Raw genomic sequence first — 18126 nt, 5'->3', positions numbered from 1 at the left:
ATCCCTTGCTTTATTCCGTGAATTCACTTTCTATTCTTTTTTGTCTCGTATCTCATGGCGACAGCATCTTTTAGCCCCAAGATGTTTTTCAAGGTGTTAAACCAAAATGGAGCCCCTAAACTTATGAGTATGGTACTGAGCAATAACCCCCCCAAATGACTCCGATAGTCATTCCAAGACCAGTTATGGGGAAAAGGCCTAAGTGGCATATGGTTTTCCAAATAAAGTTTATTATGAGCGGGGCATCTAGCGATGTTTGCATTGGGAATATTGCACTCGCTGACAAGTAAATTAGTGGCCTGCCCAGGCTTGGTGTGTTCTTCCGATAAATTAAAAACAGAATTCTGTCTCATCTGATCACTAAGATCTTTAATAAGTGTGATGGCGTCAAGTTGAAGTACAATGACAAACACAGAAGCAATAAGAATCGACATAACGTCGCTATAGCCCTTATATCTTCCTCGCGTTTCATCTTCTACTAGCGAAAACCAGCGCGCCAGTTTATCCTTATCTAATTCAACATTATCGGGAAGGAGATTTGATTTATTGTTAGCTTGTTGATATGCGTTTAACAGCTCATCAAAAGATGTGTACGCATTGCGTGAACGGGCGATGCCTTTACCAATAACACTATCGATAGACGATTTTATTCTGTTCTGGATTTCGTCATCCTGAGTTGTTTCTTTTGCGATGCAGTCGGCTAGCTTCCTCATACCTTGTTTCATAATCCAATATTTAACGACATCGCCGGTATTTAAGGCTGTCAAAGTAGTGGTCACGAGTAAACTCAGTGTCAGCATGATTGAGGCAAAAGCGATAATGATGCCTAGAAGTTCAAGCATTTGAATGCACCCCACTAAAAGCAGAGAAGTACGAAAGTGGGAGTGTTGATGTTGAGGAATTCACGTTGCTGTCCCTTTCATCCATAAAAATATTACGCGACAGCTATTACACGTAGACAGCCAGAATCTAGTATATCGACTTCTGCTTTTCAAGTTTTCAATAACACATTAAGCCTCGTTCTCGAATAGCCAGAGGGTATGGCGACGAAAATTAATGACTCAAAAATTGGTAAAGGCGCTCTTGAGGGAACTACTCTCTCGATGTCATCTATGTGGATGGGGCCGACGACACTTCGTTCCTAAAAAGAACGAGCTTTACCCTCAAGTCGGTTTTATTGTGCTTGATATTTGATTTCACATTCTCTTGGAAAAGACTCAGACGAAGATTTAGAGTTGTTTGCTAATGAGACCACTGTCAATACAGGTGAAATGGTGGCGCTGATGCTCACCTTTGCAAAATGGGAAACGTATAGCGATACATCAAGTTACCAAAACACTGGCACTTGAAGGTATTGCTCTAGCGGGTTACGAAACAGCGATTAGCGTGGTAACTGGTCAGATTGGGGTTTATTCGCTATTACTAGAAGGGTTAATCGATTAAGTTGAAATAACAATGCTTAAACCGAACGCTTTTCGCATTTCAAGAAACGTATTCTTCCATGCTTTTATGCCACCACTCATTATCTTCGTGCTGTTAGCCGTTTCATTATGGGCACCAGCAAATGGTGAAGTGGAGTTCCCGTTAACCATGGCGATTTTTATTACCGGGGCGGGCGGGGGCATAATAAGTACCTACTTTCGCTTAAAGGGCGTGGTCTCAGCTAGAGTCGAGGCAAACGCGATTCTACAAATATATATTTCTCCGATTATTGCCGGATTACTTGGTTGGATTTGTTACGCCTTTTTTATTACCGACATGCTTAGCGGGCCATTGTTTCCGGAATTTGTAAACAAGGAGCATGAGTACAACGGACTCAAAAGTGTTTTCCAAATTCAACCGCAACACACTATAGATGCAGCCAAAGCCCTATTGTGGGCGTTTATCGCTGGCTTTTCCGAAAAAATGATCCCCAACATTCTCGATAAACTATCTCATCAGGCTGAAACTGAAGTGAGGGTAAAAGAATCAAGCACCACTATTGAAGTAGTGACGTCAAACGAAGATCAAAAATAGGAGAAATGAAAATGGATACCAGAAAAATAATCGATTTTCGGCAAAGTATCATTAAGCCGGTATTAAACCAAATGGGCGCCTCGAACATAGCTGCGGAAGAATTGTTATTGGGTACAGCTATTCAGGAAAGTTTGTTTTTAAAATATCGCGTGCAAATGGGCGCTGGGCCTGCGCTGAGCTATTATCAAATCGAACCGGCCACTCATAATGATATTTGGGACAACTATTTAAGATATCGCAGTGAGCTTGCTGCCAAGGCTACAGCCTTTCTTAGCTCGCCCGATGCGGACAAAATTGCAGAGCTTGAGGGCAACGATAAATACGCAACGGCAATGGCGCGAATTCACTATATGCGGGTACCAGCAAAGTTACCTGATGCGGGAGATATAAAGGCGCAGGCAAACTATTGGAAACAATATTACAATACGCCGCTGGGTAAGGGTAAACCAAGGGAATTCATTGAAAAGTGGGAACAGTATCTTGAGGAAAGTAACATTTGGAACACGAAAAACCCTTAGTGTCGGTTTATGGGTTCTCTTGCCATGTTTGAGTGCTTGTTCAACAAACAGCCAGCCCACCCAACAAGAGCGGCCAACTCAGCAGATAGAGAATTCTGCTACTCAAGTAATTGATATAAAACCTAAATACGTGACTAATTTTAGTGCGTCAGGCAAGCCTTACTATCACTTGAGTTTTACGCTTGATACCGAAAACGTGGTGCAAGTAGAGCGCTATACAGTGCAAGAATTCGAGCAAAATGGTGGGCAGTTTGAAGTGCTTTTAAAAAAGAGCGCTTTCCCAATTCAGGCACCAAATTGCAATTCTAATCTGATTCTGCGCATGCCTTGGGTCCCTTCAAGTGTTGATTTGACCTTGAAATATCAATTATACAAATCAATCTTAGCTGTTTCTTTAGGGCAAACCGAACACGTCTCTGTCGTAGTAGAACTAAACCCTTATGTGCAGAAAACCGAGCAAGGACTCGAGCTAACGCAATGTAACTTATTTTTTAGGCACGCTAACTCCAAGTACGTACCGCACACTAGAAGTGTGAATTAATCTGCAAGCGCTGTCCCAATTAGCTGAATGTGGTGACTAGGCCTGATCTTCAATCAGCGGTTTGCACCATGAGCCTGAAGATAACACGTAGCTATATTTCGCTATTTTTCTAACAATCCCCATCGCTTTTGTTCGCAGAGTTTTCCTCTTCTTTCACCATCTTTAAGTAAGTTGCGAGGCTCTTGTCTTTTTCGTCTTGGTAGCGGGTGCTGAGTTTTGTGAAGTCAGATATTCGGTCGAGGCGAAAGTTTCTGTATGCGCCGCGTAGTTCGCACCAGCCGGCGAGTAGCCAAATAGGGCTAAACGAGATCAACGCCAGAGGCCGGATAGTACGCTGGCTTTGTTGGTCGCTTAAATCTGTATAGGTAAAGCTTACAAGGTGCTTGCGCCTTATGCATTCTCGCACTTCGGTGAAGTTCACCTGCCATGGGATTTTATAGCGACTGGGGGCCGAAAACGTACTGATTTGATGAAGCTCGTTGATTAAAGGGGCGGGCAGAGTTGCTTGTATTTTGCGATAAGCACTTTGCGCTTTTTCAGCGAACTTTTCGTCAGTCCAGTTACTCACCATACCAATGCCCAAGGCGATTGCTTCTAGTTCGTCGGCATCGAACATGATGGGAGGTAAATGGTACTTTTTATCAATCACGTACCCTACGCCCGCTTCACCCAAAATTGGCACGCCGGAATCAATCAGGTCTTGTATATCGCGATAAATGGTTCTGTGACTTACTTCTAATGTTTCAGCTAAGGTTTGCGCCGTCACTGCTTGGTGCATTCTTCGTAAGTGATGAACAATATCGTTGAGTCTTTCGGCTTTGCGCATATTTGATTGCTTTGGCGTTGTGAATACCTGACGTTATGTTATTCAAACACTACTGACATTAGCTGTCAGTAGTCAATGGCTACTATGAAGTTGCGTTAATTAATAACTTACAGGAGAGCGCAATGATTGGTTACGTAACGGTTGGAACAGCTGACTTGGCGAAGTCAGGTGCATTTTATGATGCGTTGTTAGGAACGATAGGGGCGACGCGATTTATGGAAGAGCCTGATTACTTTATTGCATGGGCCAAAGCCCAGGGAGAGGCATCTCTTGGGGTGGCATTGCCTTTTAATAAAGAGCCCGCCACTGTGGGTAATGGCACTATGGTGGCGATTGCACTAGAAACCCCAGAACAAGTGGATGCGTTTTACCTAAAGGCATTAGAGTTAGGTGCCACCACTGAGGGCGATGTTGGCTTTCGCCCAGCGGATGCCAAATCGGGTTTTTATGCAGGATATTTCAGGGACCTAGATGGCAATAAGCTCAATGCTTTTTGCATAGTTAGTTAAATCTCATCGCTTGTTGACTGACCCTGCACGGCACTCAATTTCAGTGATTTTTCGAATTTCAATGCCCTGCGCTTTAGTCATTCAGGGCTTTTTCGTTACTTGCGACCCTTTAAGTGTAAAGACAACCTTTACACTCTGGTTGGAGTAAACCGCTGTAATCTGCGTTAACATATACCGTTTAATGACACTTCACTTTATTAACCGAAATTTATCAACAGAGCGGTATTAACCGAACGGGCAAAATCGAACTTTATACATATATCGCATTCTAAAACGAGTATGAAGGGGAGCAGGTGCCTATTTACGTCGCGTTTCTAGTGGTATGTGACATGTATTCAGCCCAAATACTCTCGCTATTGAACAATTTAAGGATTTATATATATGAAAAGCAGCATGAAAAGCAGCATGAAAAGCAGCATGAAAAGCAGCACGAAACTATCTTCTATTTTACTGATTACCACGTTGAGCTTGTCGTCACAGGCGTTTGCGAATGACACAGTAGATAAATTGAAAGGTTTGCTAGGTAAATCTGGCAACACTGAATCAGTCCAAACAACGCAGACTGACGCTTCAGAGGCATCTGAATCATTAGATATAGCAAGCTTGGTTAGCATGGTATCTGATAATTTAGGGGTGAGTGAAGAGCAGTCACAAGGCGGTGTTGCATCCATTTTTGATTATGCTAAAGAAAACCTCTCGGGTGGGGATTATACCCAGCTTGCTTCAAATCTCCCCGGTTTAGACAGTCTAATGGATTACGTTCCAGACGTGTCTTCTGACTCATCGTCGAAAAGCTCTGCCATGTCAGGCTTGTTAGACAAGGCTTCTGAATATAGTTCTTCGTTAAGCAGCATTAACGAATTGAAGAAGCAATTTGAAGCCCTTGGTTTAGATTCTGACATGATCAGCAGTTTTGTTACCCAAATCAACGCTTACTTAAGCGGTGACAGCGATACCCAAGCATTGCTTCAATCTGGGTTAGGTAAGTTAACCTCTTTACTTTAATCATCGTTTGGCGGGCTTATTGTCTATCTGTGGTCGGCTCGCCAGCCTATAATACTCTTCTCCTTTCAAAATCAAGCCTGCCATGTCATTCAAAAATTTAGCTTCAACGTTCAGCAACCAAGCAAAGTGGGTACGTATTGCTACTTATCTGGTTATTGCTTATCTTTTTTATGCACTGATTTTAGGTGTTATCACGCCGCTGGTGTTGCAATCTCAGTTGCCCAGTGTGCTAAGTGAAAAGACAGGGCGCGCTGTTAGTATCGAAAAAATACGCATTAACCCCTTTTTACTGCGCGTCCGGGTAACGAATTTTCAAATTAACGAACAAGCTAGCAATGAGCCTTTTTTGCACGTTGCGCGACTAGAGCTAGATGCAGGATTTTGGCAATCGTTATTACACCTGACACCAGCGGTTGAACATGTGTTTATAGAAAAGCCATATGCTCGCGTAGCACGCACAGCGGGTGGCGATAATACTCGTTTTAATTTCACTGATATGATTGAAGCGCTTTCTCAAAATGGCGATAAGCAACCGCAGGAAGATGAATCGACTAGCGAAATCCCACATATTCGCCTTGGATTATTCCGACTTTCAAACGGCCACGTGATGTTGTCAGACAAGGTGACAGGCACTCACATCAATTACCCAGAGTTAGCGTTCGAATTAGCCGACCTAGATACACTCGCGTCAATCAAAGTCGTATCTAAAGAGAGCCGCTCCCCGTCGCCTGATAACCACTATGCTTTTAAGTTAGTTACCGCTGAAGGCGGCACACTGCGTTTGGATGGATTGTTTCAACTCGCGCCCCTTGAGCTTAAGGGAAGCATTGATATTGCGAATATGGCCCTGCCGCCACTGTGGCCATTGTCGAATGAACTGATCGAAGCAAAGCTTACAAGTGGAGTGTTAGATTTCAATTTACACTATGGCGTAACACAGCATGATACTGGTGTGCGCGTACAAGTTAACCGTGCGCAACTGGGCGTTACGGATTTGACCATCAGTGATGCTAGTAACCAGCCTAAAATCAATATTGCAGGTATACACATAAACGATGTTGAACTTGATACTGCTACGCAGCAGATTGATATTAATAGTATTCGAATCGATGAACCGTGGTTTACAGCGAGCCTCGATAAAAACGGTGTGGATCTGGTTGCTTTACTGACGCCGAAATCAGAAACATCTTCTGCTTCGAACGCTGAATTCAATACAGAATCGATAGCTGAACCTAAAACGAAGCCACAATCAGAGCCTGAGCCAGAGGCTAAAACTGCTCAGGGCACAGAGCCACAAAACGAGTCTCGAACGGAATCACAGGCTGCATCTGTTTCACCCAAGCCCGCCGAGCCCGCATGGCGTGTTATCCTGCAATCATTTGCGTTGAACAATGGTGGCGTCGATATAATTGAAAGTATGGTGGCTAACGACGTGCACTGGCGCGTGTTTGATATTAATGCCTCAACAGGGGTCGTGGATACACGTTTTGAAAACCCTATTGATTATACATTACAGCTCGGGATAGCAAGTGATGCTACTAAGCGCCCAACGAGTGCATCAGGCAAATTTGCGACTAACGGTAAGGTCATGGTTACGGAGCAAAAACTGTCCGGTTCGGTAGACTTTAGCCAGTTCGCCTTGTCGCAATTACAGCCTTATATCTCACAGTATTTGAACGTCAACATGCAACAGGGAGACGCTGGCGTATCGGGTACATTTGCTGCTGGCGTCAATAGCCCTATTCGCTTTACTGGGCAGGCTGGCGTGAGCGCGCTTGTGATCACCGATGGCCCCAAACAAGAGCCGCTGCTTAAATGGCAAGATATGCAAGTGGATGGCATTCAATTCGACTCACAGAAAAACACATTTTCACTGCAAAAGATCGCCTTTGACAAGCCCTTTGCCAAGCTAGTGATTGATCAAGACAAACACACCAACATCAGTGACTTGGTTGTACCGCAAGCTGCAAATCATGCGAACACTGAGCATGCACCAGCAACGGATGACAGTAGTGATACAGCACGTCAATCTGACCAGCAAGCGTCATCAGAAATGGCACCTGCAATGGCGATTAATATCGGTGAAATTAGCCTGCTCGACGGCAAGGCTTACTTTGAAGATAACTCATTAAGGCCGCGTTTTGCATCCAGTATCGAGGCGCTCAATGGGAGTATTGCAGGCTTGTCGTCTAGTGCTGATAAAACAGCGGATGTCGATATTGCTGGCAAAATTGATGGCTATGCGCCTGTTGCATTAAATGGGGCGATTAATCCTCTGCTTGAGGACATGTTTCTCGATTTGAATTTTTCAGTCAGTGGCGCAGAGCTGACCTCGGTTAATCCCTATTCGGGCACATACATGGGGCACTTTATTGATAAAGGATTGTTGTCTCTGGATGTGAAATATTCCCTGCAGGACAATCAGTTACGAGGTGACAACCATGTGGTGATTGACCAGCTAACCTTGGGGAGAAAAACAGATTCAGATCAGGCGCTTAGCCTGCCATTGGGGCTCGCTATTGCGTTGTTACAAGACTCAGATGGGGTGATTGACTTAGGCATGGAAGTGTCAGGTGATTTGAATAACCCTAGCTTCGGTTTTGGCTCTATCATCTTAAAAGCGCTCGGCAACTTAATTACCAAAGCCGTCACCGCGCCTTTTTCCTTATTGGCTAATTTAGTCGGCAGTGACGACGAGTTGAATGAAGTTGCGTTTTCCTCTGGCTCTGCTGCGCTGAACGACGATATATCTGAAAAATTGAATACATTAGCTGAAGCTTTGGCTAAGCGCCCAGGCCTGCGGGTTAACATTGAGGGTACAGTGAACGAGGTGCCAGATGCGTTCGAATTGGCCGAACAAAAATTGCAGCAACAGTTACTTGATGTGTCTGGGGAGGCTGCTCTTCCTGTTGATTTATCTTCAAGTACGCTAGTACTAGCCAGTCCGTTTGGAAGTGCATTAACCACTATGTTTACTAGCGCGACGAATAAACAAGTGGATGAAGAAAGACTCACAGTAAAAGCCCAATTGTTGCAAGACCAGCCTGATGCAGTTGATGGCCAGAGCACTATCACTCAAGAGCAGCTGGACCAAGCCCTAGTTATTGCCATGTACAATCAGGTGAGAAGCAGTATTGATATTCCTCCGCATGCCCTGGGCAAACTGGCCGATACGCGGGCTAAAGCGGTTAAAACCTTCTTAGTTAACTCTGCCAATGTTGATACCAATCGTCTATTTTTGCTCAATAGTCGCCAGCATTTACAGCGAGATAAGAGCGGTGTGACGCTTACTCTGGAAGCTAACTAGCAAGCTGACGAGCACGTAGTCATGTTAGTGATAAATACAAAAATGCCGCTCAGGTCTTCTACTTAACAGAACTGAGCGGCATTGACTTGTATTAGACGTTCATTGCTATGTGCATAGCAATTGACGCCTTGCAGCTAGTATTTAACACTGACACCTGCGAATAAACGAGGGCCGTAGTCGTTTACTTCTCCCAAGTTGCCTTGCACATAGTAGTCTTGAGATTTCGGTGCGCTAAATAGGTTAATCGCCTCTATTTTCACCCGTATATTGCTATTGATTTTATACGACGCGCGGGCTTCCCACACTCCTACTTCATCAACATAACGAAGACGAGCGGCGTTGCTGATATAAAGTTGGAAACATTCCCAGCGCCGATTATGTTAATAAATAACGATATAACCAACACATTTTAATTTACTTGACTAAAGTTAAAGGGTGGACGACTGTAAATCATTGATAATAAAAAATTAAAGCCTTTAAAACCGCACCCATAGAGATACCAATGAAAATCTCCAGTAAACTCCTGCTTATCGTTGTGTTGACCATTTTCGAAATAACGCTCACGCTATTTTCGATACTTGAGATCTCCAAAGGAGCCAAGTTTCATCAGTTGAACTCCTTGCATCTTAAGTACACCGTTCAATTTTCAACATATATTTCGACGTTGGAAAAAGACCAAGTAGATGAAAGAGAAAGTGACCTAGAGCAGTTGCGGATGGCAGTCAAAAATGTTCGCCAGCAACCCACTGAATGCTTAGATACCGTGGATTTTGTCAACGGTTTTATCATGCGCCAAATAGGTACTTTCCACGCAGTAGAAATATGTAAAAAAGATATCAATGACGCCAATTTTGCATTGAGCGTTATCGATAACTACGCTCAAGGTTTGATAGAGCGTGACACCTTTATTACTGATCTGAGAGACGTTGCACTGAGATTTAATCAAAACTCTGCGGATTTTGAGAAGCCAGTTGCAGATACTGTATCTTTTGTTATGCGCACTATGATTCCTTTTGTTATCTGTATTTCCTTGTTTAATATCCTCTTTATTAGTTACATGTCGAAAACGATTTCTTCTTCTATCCGGAACACAATTAAATTACTAAGACGCACTGACGATACGCAAATTCTGTTTGAGCAGATAGAAAAACGTACAACAGGAGAGTTGAAAACGCTGTTAAAAGTCGCTAAAAAACGTATCGCTAATGAAATGCTGACTGCCCAGATTAACCAGAAGCTCGAACGCCTAGTAGAAGAACGCACAAACAGCCTGTTACGGGCAAATGATGAGTTAGCACAATTTGCATATCGGGCTTCTCACGATCTTAAAGCACCGCTCACCTCATCAAAGATGCTGACCCAGTTTATTGTCGAAGACATTGAAAATGGCAACTATGCCAATGCCATCAATGATACCAATAAAATCCATGATCAAATGGAGCGTCTTGAGGCTTTGGTAATCGGTATTTTGTCATTGACTTCAGCGGATGCGGAAAATGGTCACTACTCTAATATCTCATTGAATGCGGTCATAGAATCGATAGAGCAGAGACTTTTTGGACCTGAAAATATCTCCAAGGGATTTGTTCACTTAAAAGACGACATGACCCAGCCGCTATTCAGTGACGAAGTGCGTATTGTGCAGATATTAGAGAATTTGATATCAAATGCGTGGAAGTATCGAGATGACTCTAAAGAGACTGAGCCATATGTGAAGGTATCGTCACGCTGCGTAAAGGGTGAATACCAGATAGTGGTTGAAGATAACGGTTTAGGTATTCCAAGCGCTCGAAAAGATGAAATTTTTCAGATGTTCAAACGTTTTCACCCCAAGGTAAGTTCAGGTTCAGGCTTGGGCCTAGCGATTGTGAAGAAACATGTGGAAATTTTAAAGGGAACCATATCGGTAGAGACATCAGAGCGTGGCACCTCTTTTGCTATTACATTGCCTAAACAGGTGTAAATATGAAAACAGTAAAAGTACTTATCGTAGATGACAGTGAGCTCGACCGATATATTCTACGCCGTCAGTTAAGGGTGTTAGGTGTTGATAAAGTGGAAGAAAAGGACGATGGCTCAACCGCACTTGAATACCTGCGAGATTACGAACGGAATCTACGGTTACACCCCGACAAATATCCGCCCATAGTCATCTTTTTAGATATAAATATGCCTAAAGTAAACGGGTTCGATTTTTTGAAAGAGTTTGCCATTCTTCGTACGCAATTAGCCATATTGTCTTGTGTGGTCGTGATGTATTCATCTTCTGAGCGACGTGAAGATAAAGAGCGGGCTTTGAAGTATGAGTTCGTTCAACGTTATTTAGTAAAAGGTGAATTAAACCAAGGAGTGCTTGATGAAACGATTCAAGCGCTCGGCTAAAAATGATGGATAGCTGAGAAGGAAGGCAAATGCTAGAGATTGAACATTACATCGGAAGACCTAATCTGGCTGCAGAAGATTCAGAATGGCAGCTGAATTTAGATCCCTCCTTACTGGTCAACCTAAATAATATCTGCGAACTTGTTTTGCTAACGCTCGAGCCACTTTACTGCAGATTGGCATGTCACTATCAAAATATCGCTATCCCCGTCGCCCACAGCGGAAATGCCACAGCGCAAATGCTCGCAGATACCCATTCTTTTCGACAGTCGTTGTATTATCGAGATCAGGTAAACACCACAGAGTTAACAGACGCGAACTGGGTTTGTATCGACGACGATTATCATCGCGTAAGTATGCCTATTGTTCTTGGTGACGCCGCTGGTGGCAAGGTACCCTTTGGTTATTTAGAGTTATATTACAGTCAAAAACGAGAATTTCTGCCCAAGGATATATCTACCTTAAATGTGTTAGTACGCGGCATTACTAGCCATCTTGAGCAGCACAAACATATTATCGAATCTCACCAAGCACGCGAACTTGACCAGCTTGTCTCTGAATATAATAAGGATTGGATCTACGTTAAGGACGCCAAATTTAGGTTCATTTACGCCAATCAAGCGTTCATGTCACTTGTCCCTAAAGATAGACAGCAAGAGGTTATTGGCAATACCAATGTCAAAGAGCCTAGTGGCCAAGAGGCTAAGGATATACTCATCCAAGACAAAAAAGCGTTCAAAGATGGCCAGTGTGTCAGTATACAAGAGGCGTACTCATCAGCAGGTCAAAGGATGGTATATGAAACGATAAAAAGGCGATTTTACAACGCTAGCGGAAAGCCTCATATTTTATGTATTTGCAGAGATATCACAGATCGCGAAAATCTGATTCGGCAGTTGAAAAACGCTAATGATGATTTAGATGATTTTACCCATATCGCTTCTCATGACTTAAAAGCCCCTTTAAATGCCATACGTCGACTCCTTGGTTGGATTGAGGAAGATTGCCACAATATTCTGCCAACGGAATCGCAAGAGAATCTTCGCTTAGTTGTCAATCGTGCCAATAGGATGTATCAGCTTTTAGACGACTTACTTTCATTTGCCAAAATTGGTCGTAAAGATACAACCACAAAGCGCATTGTGTTGGAAACTCTGGTAGCAGATTTAACGCCACTCTTAGATGCCCCAGAAGAGTTTACTATCAATGTTGAGCCTGCAGAGCTAACGGTCGCCCCCGTTCCGTTCAAAACGATCATGCTAAATTTATTGGGAAACGCAGTTAAGCACAACGATAAATCAAGCCCACAAATCAATGTTAGCTTTCGCGAAATGCAACATTTTTACGTCGTAGGTATTGAAGATAATGGCCCAGGTATAGACCCAAAACACTTTGAGCGTATCTTTCAACTTTTTCAAACGTTGAAATCCAGAGATGAAGTAGAAGGCAGTGGGATAGGACTCTCTGTTGTACTCAAGCACCTGAACCAGTACGGTGGCAAAATAGAAGTTGACTCTGATGGCGAAAATGGAACTACATTTACTGTGTATTGGCCAAAACCTAAACATGGAGTAGAGCAGGGATGAGAACATGTTTCAGTTATAACGTAAGACGCTATGCATCCATTGGGGGGGGCGTATGAAGGTACTCATTGTTGACGATGATGCTGTTGACAGGCGTGTTGTAAGAAGGACGCTTAGCGCGTCGGGTGATACCTATCATGAAGTGCAAGAGGCTAGTTCTGTTGCAGAAGGGCTTGAGCTACTTGATAGCAATCAATTTGATGTCATCTTACTTGATTGTCGTATGCCGGAGGTGGATGGCATTGAAATGGTCACTGATATGCATGCCAAGCCAGATATGGGTAATACTGCGGTCGTTATGATAAGTGCCTCAGACGATCCCGCTTTGGCGCTGCAATGTATTGAAGCGGGTGCTCAAGATTATATTTCTAAAAATGAGATCACGTTAGCCAAGTTAGAGCGTGCAATTTTGCATGCTAATAAGCGCTTCGAAATCGAGCAGCGCATGCACATGAGTTATTTAGAAGTGAAAAAAATGGCGGAAATGGACCCCCTAACAGGCCTGTCAAATCGCTACCATTTTGAAGAAACCTTAAAAGTGATGATTGCTAGCAATAAACGAGACGGCAGCAATGTTGCCCTTTTAGCATTGGACTTGGACAACTTTAAGCACGTGAATGACACCATGGGACACGAAGCCGGTGACAGTGTGCTTAAGCAGTCTGTAAAAAGAATACGCAGTTGTTTGCGCAATAATGAAGGGTTCGCACGCCTAGGAGGAGACGAGTTCGCTATTATTCTGGGGGACATCGCTCGTGTCGAGGATGTAAACAATATTAGCAATCGTGTGCTCAATTCATTTAAGCAGCCCTTTAATATTCAAGGAAAAGAATTTGTGTGTGGCGTTAGCATAGGTGTAGCGCTATGCCCAGTGGATTCAGATGATTCTCAAGCACTGTTGAAATGTGCAGATATTGCTATGTATCGCGCTAAGCAAGATGGCAAAAACGGCATTAGGTTTTATGAGCCTCATTACCAAATAGAATTTAACCAACGGTTTATTATTCATAATGCCTTAACGAATGTGCTCGAAAACGACTCGTTCAGATTATTTTACCAACCTATTTTCTGTGCCAAAAGTGACAAACTCCTAGGCTTTGAGGCACTGATTCGCTGGCCAGAAGCAGAAATATGCTACACGCCAGATGTGTTTATTCCCGTGGCAGAACAAAGTAAATTAATTGATCAAATTGGACGGTGGGTCATTGAAACCGCAATCGCACAGCTTTCGACCTGGCATCAACGGTTTGATGAAAACTTGACCCTGTCGATTAATATCTCCCCAGTACAGTTGCAAAATGATGGGCTACTGAGCGAGTTTCAGCGCACGCTTGAAGCGCATAACGTGTCAGCAAATAACATCATATTAGAGATAACTGAAACCGCATTGATTAAAGATAACAGTAAGGTAACGCACTCTTTGAATATCTTGTCTGAAAATGGTTTCAAAATTGCGCTAGATGATTTTGGTATGGGGTTCTCGTCGGTCGCGCACTTGATGGATTACCCCATTGACATTGTTAAATTAGATAAGAGTATGCAAGCCACTATGCAAATCACAGATAAACGCTTAAGAGTTTTTGAAGCGTTAGCACTGATGCTTAAAAAATTGGACTTCATTGTGGTTGCTGAGGGGGTAGAAACACAGAATCAAGTAAGCCTATGCCAAAAGTTCGAATTAGATAGGCTACAAGGGTATTTACTCGGCATGCCAATGGACGTCACTAAATGTAGTGCGTTTCTCGCTAAGAGGTATCAGGAGTAGTGCAATAAAGCTAACTCCCTAGACGGTTTTCAATTCATTACACATGTATTTTCAGTGTTTTTATCCTACCTAGTGGATCGGCACTAGCGTTATAACTCGCTGTTACCTATCCAATTGTTGGAAAGTCTCCCCGCTTGAGTTAGGCTGAAGTATTATCTTAGTAGTATTGATGTATTTATGTTCAAAAACGGAATGATTTGGGTTGTACTATCCGTCTTTTTTAGTACAGGTTTGCAAGGAAGTGAAAAGCCATTTTTTAGTTTTAACCCTGCTGATTTTAGCAAGCATTTATCTCAAAAAACGGTTCGCCAAGTTTACCAAGATAGCACCGGCTATTTGTGGTTCGTGACTCAAGAGGGTGTGAGCCGATACGACGGTTACCAGCTGTTAAATTTCGTACACGATCCAAGTCAAATCAATTCCATTAGTTCTGATAACGTTCGCGCTATTGTCGAAGACAATCAAAAACGCTTGTGGATTGCGACAGATGGCGGCGGGTTAAATTTATTTAATCCGCTGGATCATAGTTTTACGCAATGGCCATCAGGTAGTGATGTTCGTAAGTCTCCCATGTCTGATAAGATCCGTAGTTTATTTTTAGCACGAGATGGGACCATTTGGCTTGGTTACAACAATGGCAACTTCAGTCAGTTTGATCCTGATTACAATACTTTCACACACTTTGAAACCCGAAATTTACTTCCAAGTATCGGACAAGATGCGTTTATTACATCCATTACAGAAAATGCTGAAAATATTTACCTAGCGACAGATGGCAATGGATTATTGATCCTAAATAAAAATCATCGTTCTCTCACTCGTATTCATATGAATGACGAAGAGCCGCTATTTAGTGACCGACTCGCAAAGGTATTTGTTGATTCACAAGAACGTCTTTGGCTTGCAAGCTACGATGCGGGCCTAGGCCTTTTGGATTTTGACGCGAACAAGTTCAAGTCGTGGCGACACGAGAAGAACCAAGTAAGCAGCTTAGCTTCTAATTTAGTTCATACGATCTTTCAAGACCAAAAACAGCGGATATGGTTGGGAACAGAAGAGGGTCTTAGCTTATGGGATGTTCAAAATAAATTTATAAATTTCAGTGAAAAAAATGGAGTCAGCAATAACAAAATACTGTCTATATTACAGGACCCATCAGGTTTGATGTGGGTTGGCACATATGGCGGGATTACCAGAGGTGTCGAAGTGCCATTCGAGTTAATCGATAAAGGTTTGGCGAGTAATACAGTGTTGGGATTTGCTGAAACTCGTTCAGCATCCGGCAATAGATCTATATGGGTTGCGAGTTATGAAGGCTTATCACAATTAAACAGTGATGGAGCTGTTGTGCAGGTGCTTAACACAGAAAGCTCACCAGCCCTTGAAGATCCTCGCATAATGACAGTTCGTGGCGATGACAATATTTTGTGGTTCGGCACCCGTGGCGGTGGATTGGGCCGGCTAAATGTTGATACGCAAGCAATAGACTATTTTCAACATGCGCCAAACGATTCAAGCAGCATTAGTTTCGACGGTATCTCCAGTATATTACCCGATAAACAGGGGAATCTGTGGATTGGAACATTCGGTGGAGGCTTGAATTTTTTGCCCGCCAATAGCAAGAAATTTAAACACTTTCGCAATGAAGCTAACAATCCAAGTAGTCTAAACAGTGATCGCGTGGTAGCGCTCTCTCGACTAAAGGACGATACGTTAGTCGTTGGCACCGTTTCAGGTTTGAATGTGTTCGATCCAATTACATCGACTTTCAAGCGTATTGAACACCAACAAGATAAGTTTGAGAGCTTATCGGCGCCTACTGCGTGGACATTTTATCAAGACAATAATGAAAACCTATGGGTTGGTAGCCAAGGAGGCGGCTTAAATCAATGGCGCAAAGAGGATATCAGAACATTAGAAAACCGCTTTACTCATTTTGATAAGCGTAGTGGACTACCTAGCAGCCATATTTATTCCATTCAGGCCGACGAACGAGGTGCATTGTGGGTCAGTAGTACCGCTGGTATTACGCGTTTTAATCCAAATAACGGCACTATGCGTCACTTCGATTCGTCCCAAGGTATAGAGGACAGCGAGTTTAATTTTGGCGCAGGTTTTACCGATAGTCTGGGAATCATGTATTTTGGTGGCAACTCGGGTTTTGTCCGATTTCATCCAAATGATATTAAAGAAAGTAAAAAAGTTCCTCCTGTGGTCTTAGTTAGAATAAAGAAGCTGAATGAAAAAGTAGGCATTGATTTACAGTATCAAGAGCAGAGTGAGATTGTCTTACACTATTTGGATTACTATATTTCTTTCGAATTCGCAGCGTTAGATTTTAATGCGCCTGAGCTCAACCAGTATCGCTACAAGTTGGAAGGATTAGATCCTAAATGGGTCGAATTGGATCACAGCCGCCAAGCAACCTTTACCAATTTACCAGTTGGTCGGTATGAACTGAAAGTACAAGCCAGTAACCACTTAGGCCTATGGAATGCACACGGCGTCTCCTTGCCAATCACAGTACTACCCCCGCCTTGGAAGACAGTGTGGGCTTACTGTTTTTACGTGTTCTTGTGCATTGTTATTCTATTGAACGCTATGCGCAGATACCGTCTAAAGCGTTTACGACGAGCTCAGCATCTTATTGATTTAGAAGATAAAGTGAAAGAGCGTACCGCAGATCTTAGATTAGCCAATGATAAATTAGAGCAGATTAGTTTCACTGATCCGCTAACTGGCCTCAAAAACCGCCGTTACTTGAGCCAACACCTAACCGCAGATATAGATTTCGTGCTTGCAATACATGAAGAAAATCTGGCTACTGGTGCTGCACAAGCGACAAAAGATACTGACTTAGTCTTCTTTTTAGTTGACCTAGATCATTTTAAACAGGTCAACGATCAACATGGTCATAGCGCTGGTGATATTGTTTTGGTCGAAATGAAATCAATCTTAGAAAGTGTATTTCGTGAGACTGACTATTTGTTGCGCTGGGGTGGTGAAGAATTTCTTATCGTTGCGCGCTTTGTCAATCGAAGCAGAGCAGCCATACTGGCCGAACGTTTACGTCGTTCAATTCAAGAGCACTCATTCAAGATTGAAAAAGACATTGCGCTAAATGTCACCTGTTCAATTGGTTTCAGCGTGTTTCCATTGCTATCGAGCAATCCCACTTCACTTAATTGGGAGCGCACTATTGATGTAGCCGACTTGTGTTTATATGCCGCTAAAAAGTCAAACAGAAACACGTGGATAGGCTTTACTGACTTGACGTGCGATGAACAGGACGTGTTCAGTGCTGTAATCGCTGAGACTGAATCGTTGATCCGTTCGGGGCAACTAATGCTAGCGAGTTCTATTGATGAAGTGGATAAGATTCAATGGCGATGAACTCGTTCTCTTACATACGTATCTGAGTCTCATATGCGATGGTGGGTGACAATCATTAACGGATGTAGATTCGTCTCAGTACAGCCCTACAAACGTTCGTGGTACCCTAGCTACATCATACTTTAGACCTTTGGTAAGCCCCCACCTCGCTATTGGCGGCTTTCTGCACTTTTTCACGCTTAGGTGACTCTTCGAATTCACCTCATATACTCCCATACCTTGCTTATATAGGGCTTATATAGGGCTTATTGACGGGTGTTGATCTACCAGTATGTGCCTTG

At 43.1% G+C, this 18126-nt stretch carries 14 protein-coding genes and 1 pseudogene; 12 read left to right on the top strand and 3 right to left on the bottom strand.

Annotation, left to right across the window (positions count from 1 at the left end):
- Positions 1-23: 23 nt before the first annotated feature.
- The gene (locus AC0VYA_RS17960; RefSeq protein WP_475489182.1) at positions 24-842 is read right to left on the bottom strand and encodes a hypothetical protein; all 819 of its coding nucleotides are present in this window, start codon (positions 840-842) and stop codon (positions 24-26) included.
- A 348-nt stretch (positions 843-1190) separates the two neighbouring features.
- On the opposite strand from AC0VYA_RS17960, the gene AC0VYA_RS17955 reads away from it, so the two are divergent.
- The 4 genes from AC0VYA_RS17955 (at position 1191) to AC0VYA_RS17940 (ending at position 3075) form a co-directional block, all read left to right on the top strand.
- On the top strand, positions 1191-1349 hold the full coding sequence (locus AC0VYA_RS17955) for a hypothetical protein (protein WP_475489181.1): 159 nt from the start codon (positions 1191-1193) through the stop codon (positions 1347-1349).
- Positions 1350-1455: 106 nt separating this feature from the next.
- On the top strand, positions 1456-2016 hold the full coding sequence (locus tag AC0VYA_RS17950) for a hypothetical protein (RefSeq protein ID WP_475489180.1): 561 nt from the start codon (positions 1456-1458) through the stop codon (positions 2014-2016).
- Positions 2017-2021: 5 nt separating this feature from the next.
- Entirely contained in the window at positions 2022-2534 is a 513-nt protein-coding gene (locus AC0VYA_RS17945) for a hypothetical protein (RefSeq protein WP_475489179.1), read from the top strand.
- Positions 2497-3075, top strand: coding sequence for a hypothetical protein (locus AC0VYA_RS17940; protein WP_475489178.1), 579 nt, complete (start codon positions 2497-2499; stop codon positions 3073-3075). Before AC0VYA_RS17945 ends, AC0VYA_RS17940 begins: the two co-directional genes overlap by 38 nt.
- Before the next feature lie 109 nt (positions 3076-3184).
- Here AC0VYA_RS17940 and AC0VYA_RS17935 read toward each other — a convergent pair whose 3' ends face one another.
- Positions 3185-3901 (bottom strand): helix-turn-helix transcriptional regulator, encoded by a 717-nt coding sequence (locus AC0VYA_RS17935; RefSeq protein WP_475489177.1) that lies wholly within the window; start codon positions 3899-3901, stop codon positions 3185-3187.
- 122 nt (positions 3902-4023) lie between these two features.
- Here AC0VYA_RS17935 and AC0VYA_RS17930 point away from each other — a divergent pair, with 122 nt between their 5' ends.
- The 3 genes from AC0VYA_RS17930 to AC0VYA_RS17920 all read left to right on the top strand — a co-directional run bounded on the left by AC0VYA_RS17930 (position 4024) and on the right by AC0VYA_RS17920 (position 8722).
- Positions 4024-4410: a VOC family protein gene (locus AC0VYA_RS17930; RefSeq protein WP_475489176.1), complete on the top strand. Its 387-nt coding sequence runs from the start codon at positions 4024-4026 to the stop codon at positions 4408-4410.
- Positions 4411-4827: 417 nt separating this feature from the next.
- The gene (locus AC0VYA_RS17925; RefSeq protein ID WP_475491091.1) at positions 4828-5415 is read left to right on the top strand and encodes a DUF2780 domain-containing protein; all 588 of its coding nucleotides are present in this window, start codon (positions 4828-4830) and stop codon (positions 5413-5415) included.
- An 82-nt stretch (positions 5416-5497) separates the two neighbouring features.
- Positions 5498-8722, top strand: coding sequence for a DUF748 domain-containing protein (locus AC0VYA_RS17920; RefSeq protein ID WP_475489175.1), 3225 nt, complete (start codon positions 5498-5500; stop codon positions 8720-8722).
- A 134-nt stretch (positions 8723-8856) separates the two neighbouring features.
- On the opposite strand, the pseudogene AC0VYA_RS17915 reads toward AC0VYA_RS17920, so the two are convergent.
- Positions 8857-9093, bottom strand: a pseudogene (locus tag AC0VYA_RS17915) (hypothetical protein); the annotation flags it as partial.
- A gap of 131 nt (positions 9094-9224) precedes the next feature.
- On the opposite strand from AC0VYA_RS17915, the gene AC0VYA_RS17910 reads away from it, so the two are divergent.
- The 5 genes from AC0VYA_RS17910 to AC0VYA_RS17890 all read left to right on the top strand — a co-directional run bounded on the left by AC0VYA_RS17910 (position 9225) and on the right by AC0VYA_RS17890 (position 17845).
- Positions 9225-10685, top strand: coding sequence for a sensor histidine kinase (locus tag AC0VYA_RS17910; protein ID WP_475489174.1), 1461 nt, complete (start codon positions 9225-9227; stop codon positions 10683-10685).
- A 2-nt stretch (positions 10686-10687) separates the two neighbouring features.
- Positions 10688-11104 (top strand): response regulator, encoded by a 417-nt coding sequence (locus AC0VYA_RS17905; RefSeq protein ID WP_475489173.1) that lies wholly within the window; start codon positions 10688-10690, stop codon positions 11102-11104.
- Between the two features lie 29 nt (positions 11105-11133).
- The gene (locus tag AC0VYA_RS17900; RefSeq protein WP_475489172.1) at positions 11134-12690 is read left to right on the top strand and encodes a PAS domain-containing sensor histidine kinase; all 1557 of its coding nucleotides are present in this window, start codon (positions 11134-11136) and stop codon (positions 12688-12690) included.
- A gap of 52 nt (positions 12691-12742) precedes the next feature.
- Entirely contained in the window at positions 12743-14452 is a 1710-nt protein-coding gene (locus AC0VYA_RS17895; RefSeq protein ID WP_475489171.1) for a two-component system response regulator, read from the top strand.
- Positions 14453-14629: 177 nt separating this feature from the next.
- Entirely contained in the window at positions 14630-17845 is a 3216-nt protein-coding gene (locus tag AC0VYA_RS17890) for a ligand-binding sensor domain-containing protein (protein ID WP_475489170.1), read from the top strand.
- The last annotated feature ends 281 nt before the right edge of the window (positions 17846-18126 follow it).

It is taken from the genome of Paraglaciecola sp. QJM3NY_14 (assembly GCF_056173245.1).
This window is presented reverse-complemented; position numbering and strand designations above follow the sequence as displayed.

Excerpts from the sequence above, each read along its gene's own strand:
- AC0VYA_RS17945 (WP_475489179.1), top strand. The coding sequence starts at position 2,022 with ATGAAAATGGATACCAGAAAAATAATCGATTTTCGGCAAAGTATCATT.
- AC0VYA_RS17930 (WP_475489176.1), top strand. The coding sequence starts at position 4,024 with ATGATTGGTTACGTAACGGTTGGAACAGCTGACTTGGCGAAGTCAGGT.
- AC0VYA_RS17895 (WP_475489171.1), top strand. The coding sequence starts at position 12,743 with ATGAAGGTACTCATTGTTGACGATGATGCTGTTGACAGGCGTGTTGTA.
- AC0VYA_RS17950 (WP_475489180.1), top strand. The coding sequence starts at position 1,456 with ATGCTTAAACCGAACGCTTTTCGCATTTCAAGAAACGTATTCTTCCAT.
- AC0VYA_RS17920 (WP_475489175.1), top strand. The coding sequence starts at position 5,498 with ATGTCATTCAAAAATTTAGCTTCAACGTTCAGCAACCAAGCAAAGTGG.
- AC0VYA_RS17905 (WP_475489173.1), top strand. The coding sequence starts at position 10,688 with ATGAAAACAGTAAAAGTACTTATCGTAGATGACAGTGAGCTCGACCGA.
- AC0VYA_RS17960 (WP_475489182.1), bottom strand. The coding sequence starts at position 842 with ATGCTTGAACTTCTAGGCATCATTATCGCTTTTGCCTCAATCATGCTG.
- AC0VYA_RS17910 (WP_475489174.1), top strand. The coding sequence starts at position 9,225 with ATGAAAATCTCCAGTAAACTCCTGCTTATCGTTGTGTTGACCATTTTC.
- AC0VYA_RS17925 (WP_475491091.1), top strand. The coding sequence starts at position 4,828 with ATGAAAAGCAGCACGAAACTATCTTCTATTTTACTGATTACCACGTTG.
- AC0VYA_RS17935 (WP_475489177.1), bottom strand. The coding sequence starts at position 3,901 with ATGCGCAAAGCCGAAAGACTCAACGATATTGTTCATCACTTACGAAGA.
- AC0VYA_RS17890 (WP_475489170.1), top strand. The coding sequence starts at position 14,630 with ATGTTCAAAAACGGAATGATTTGGGTTGTACTATCCGTCTTTTTTAGT.
- AC0VYA_RS17900 (WP_475489172.1), top strand. The coding sequence starts at position 11,134 with ATGCTAGAGATTGAACATTACATCGGAAGACCTAATCTGGCTGCAGAA.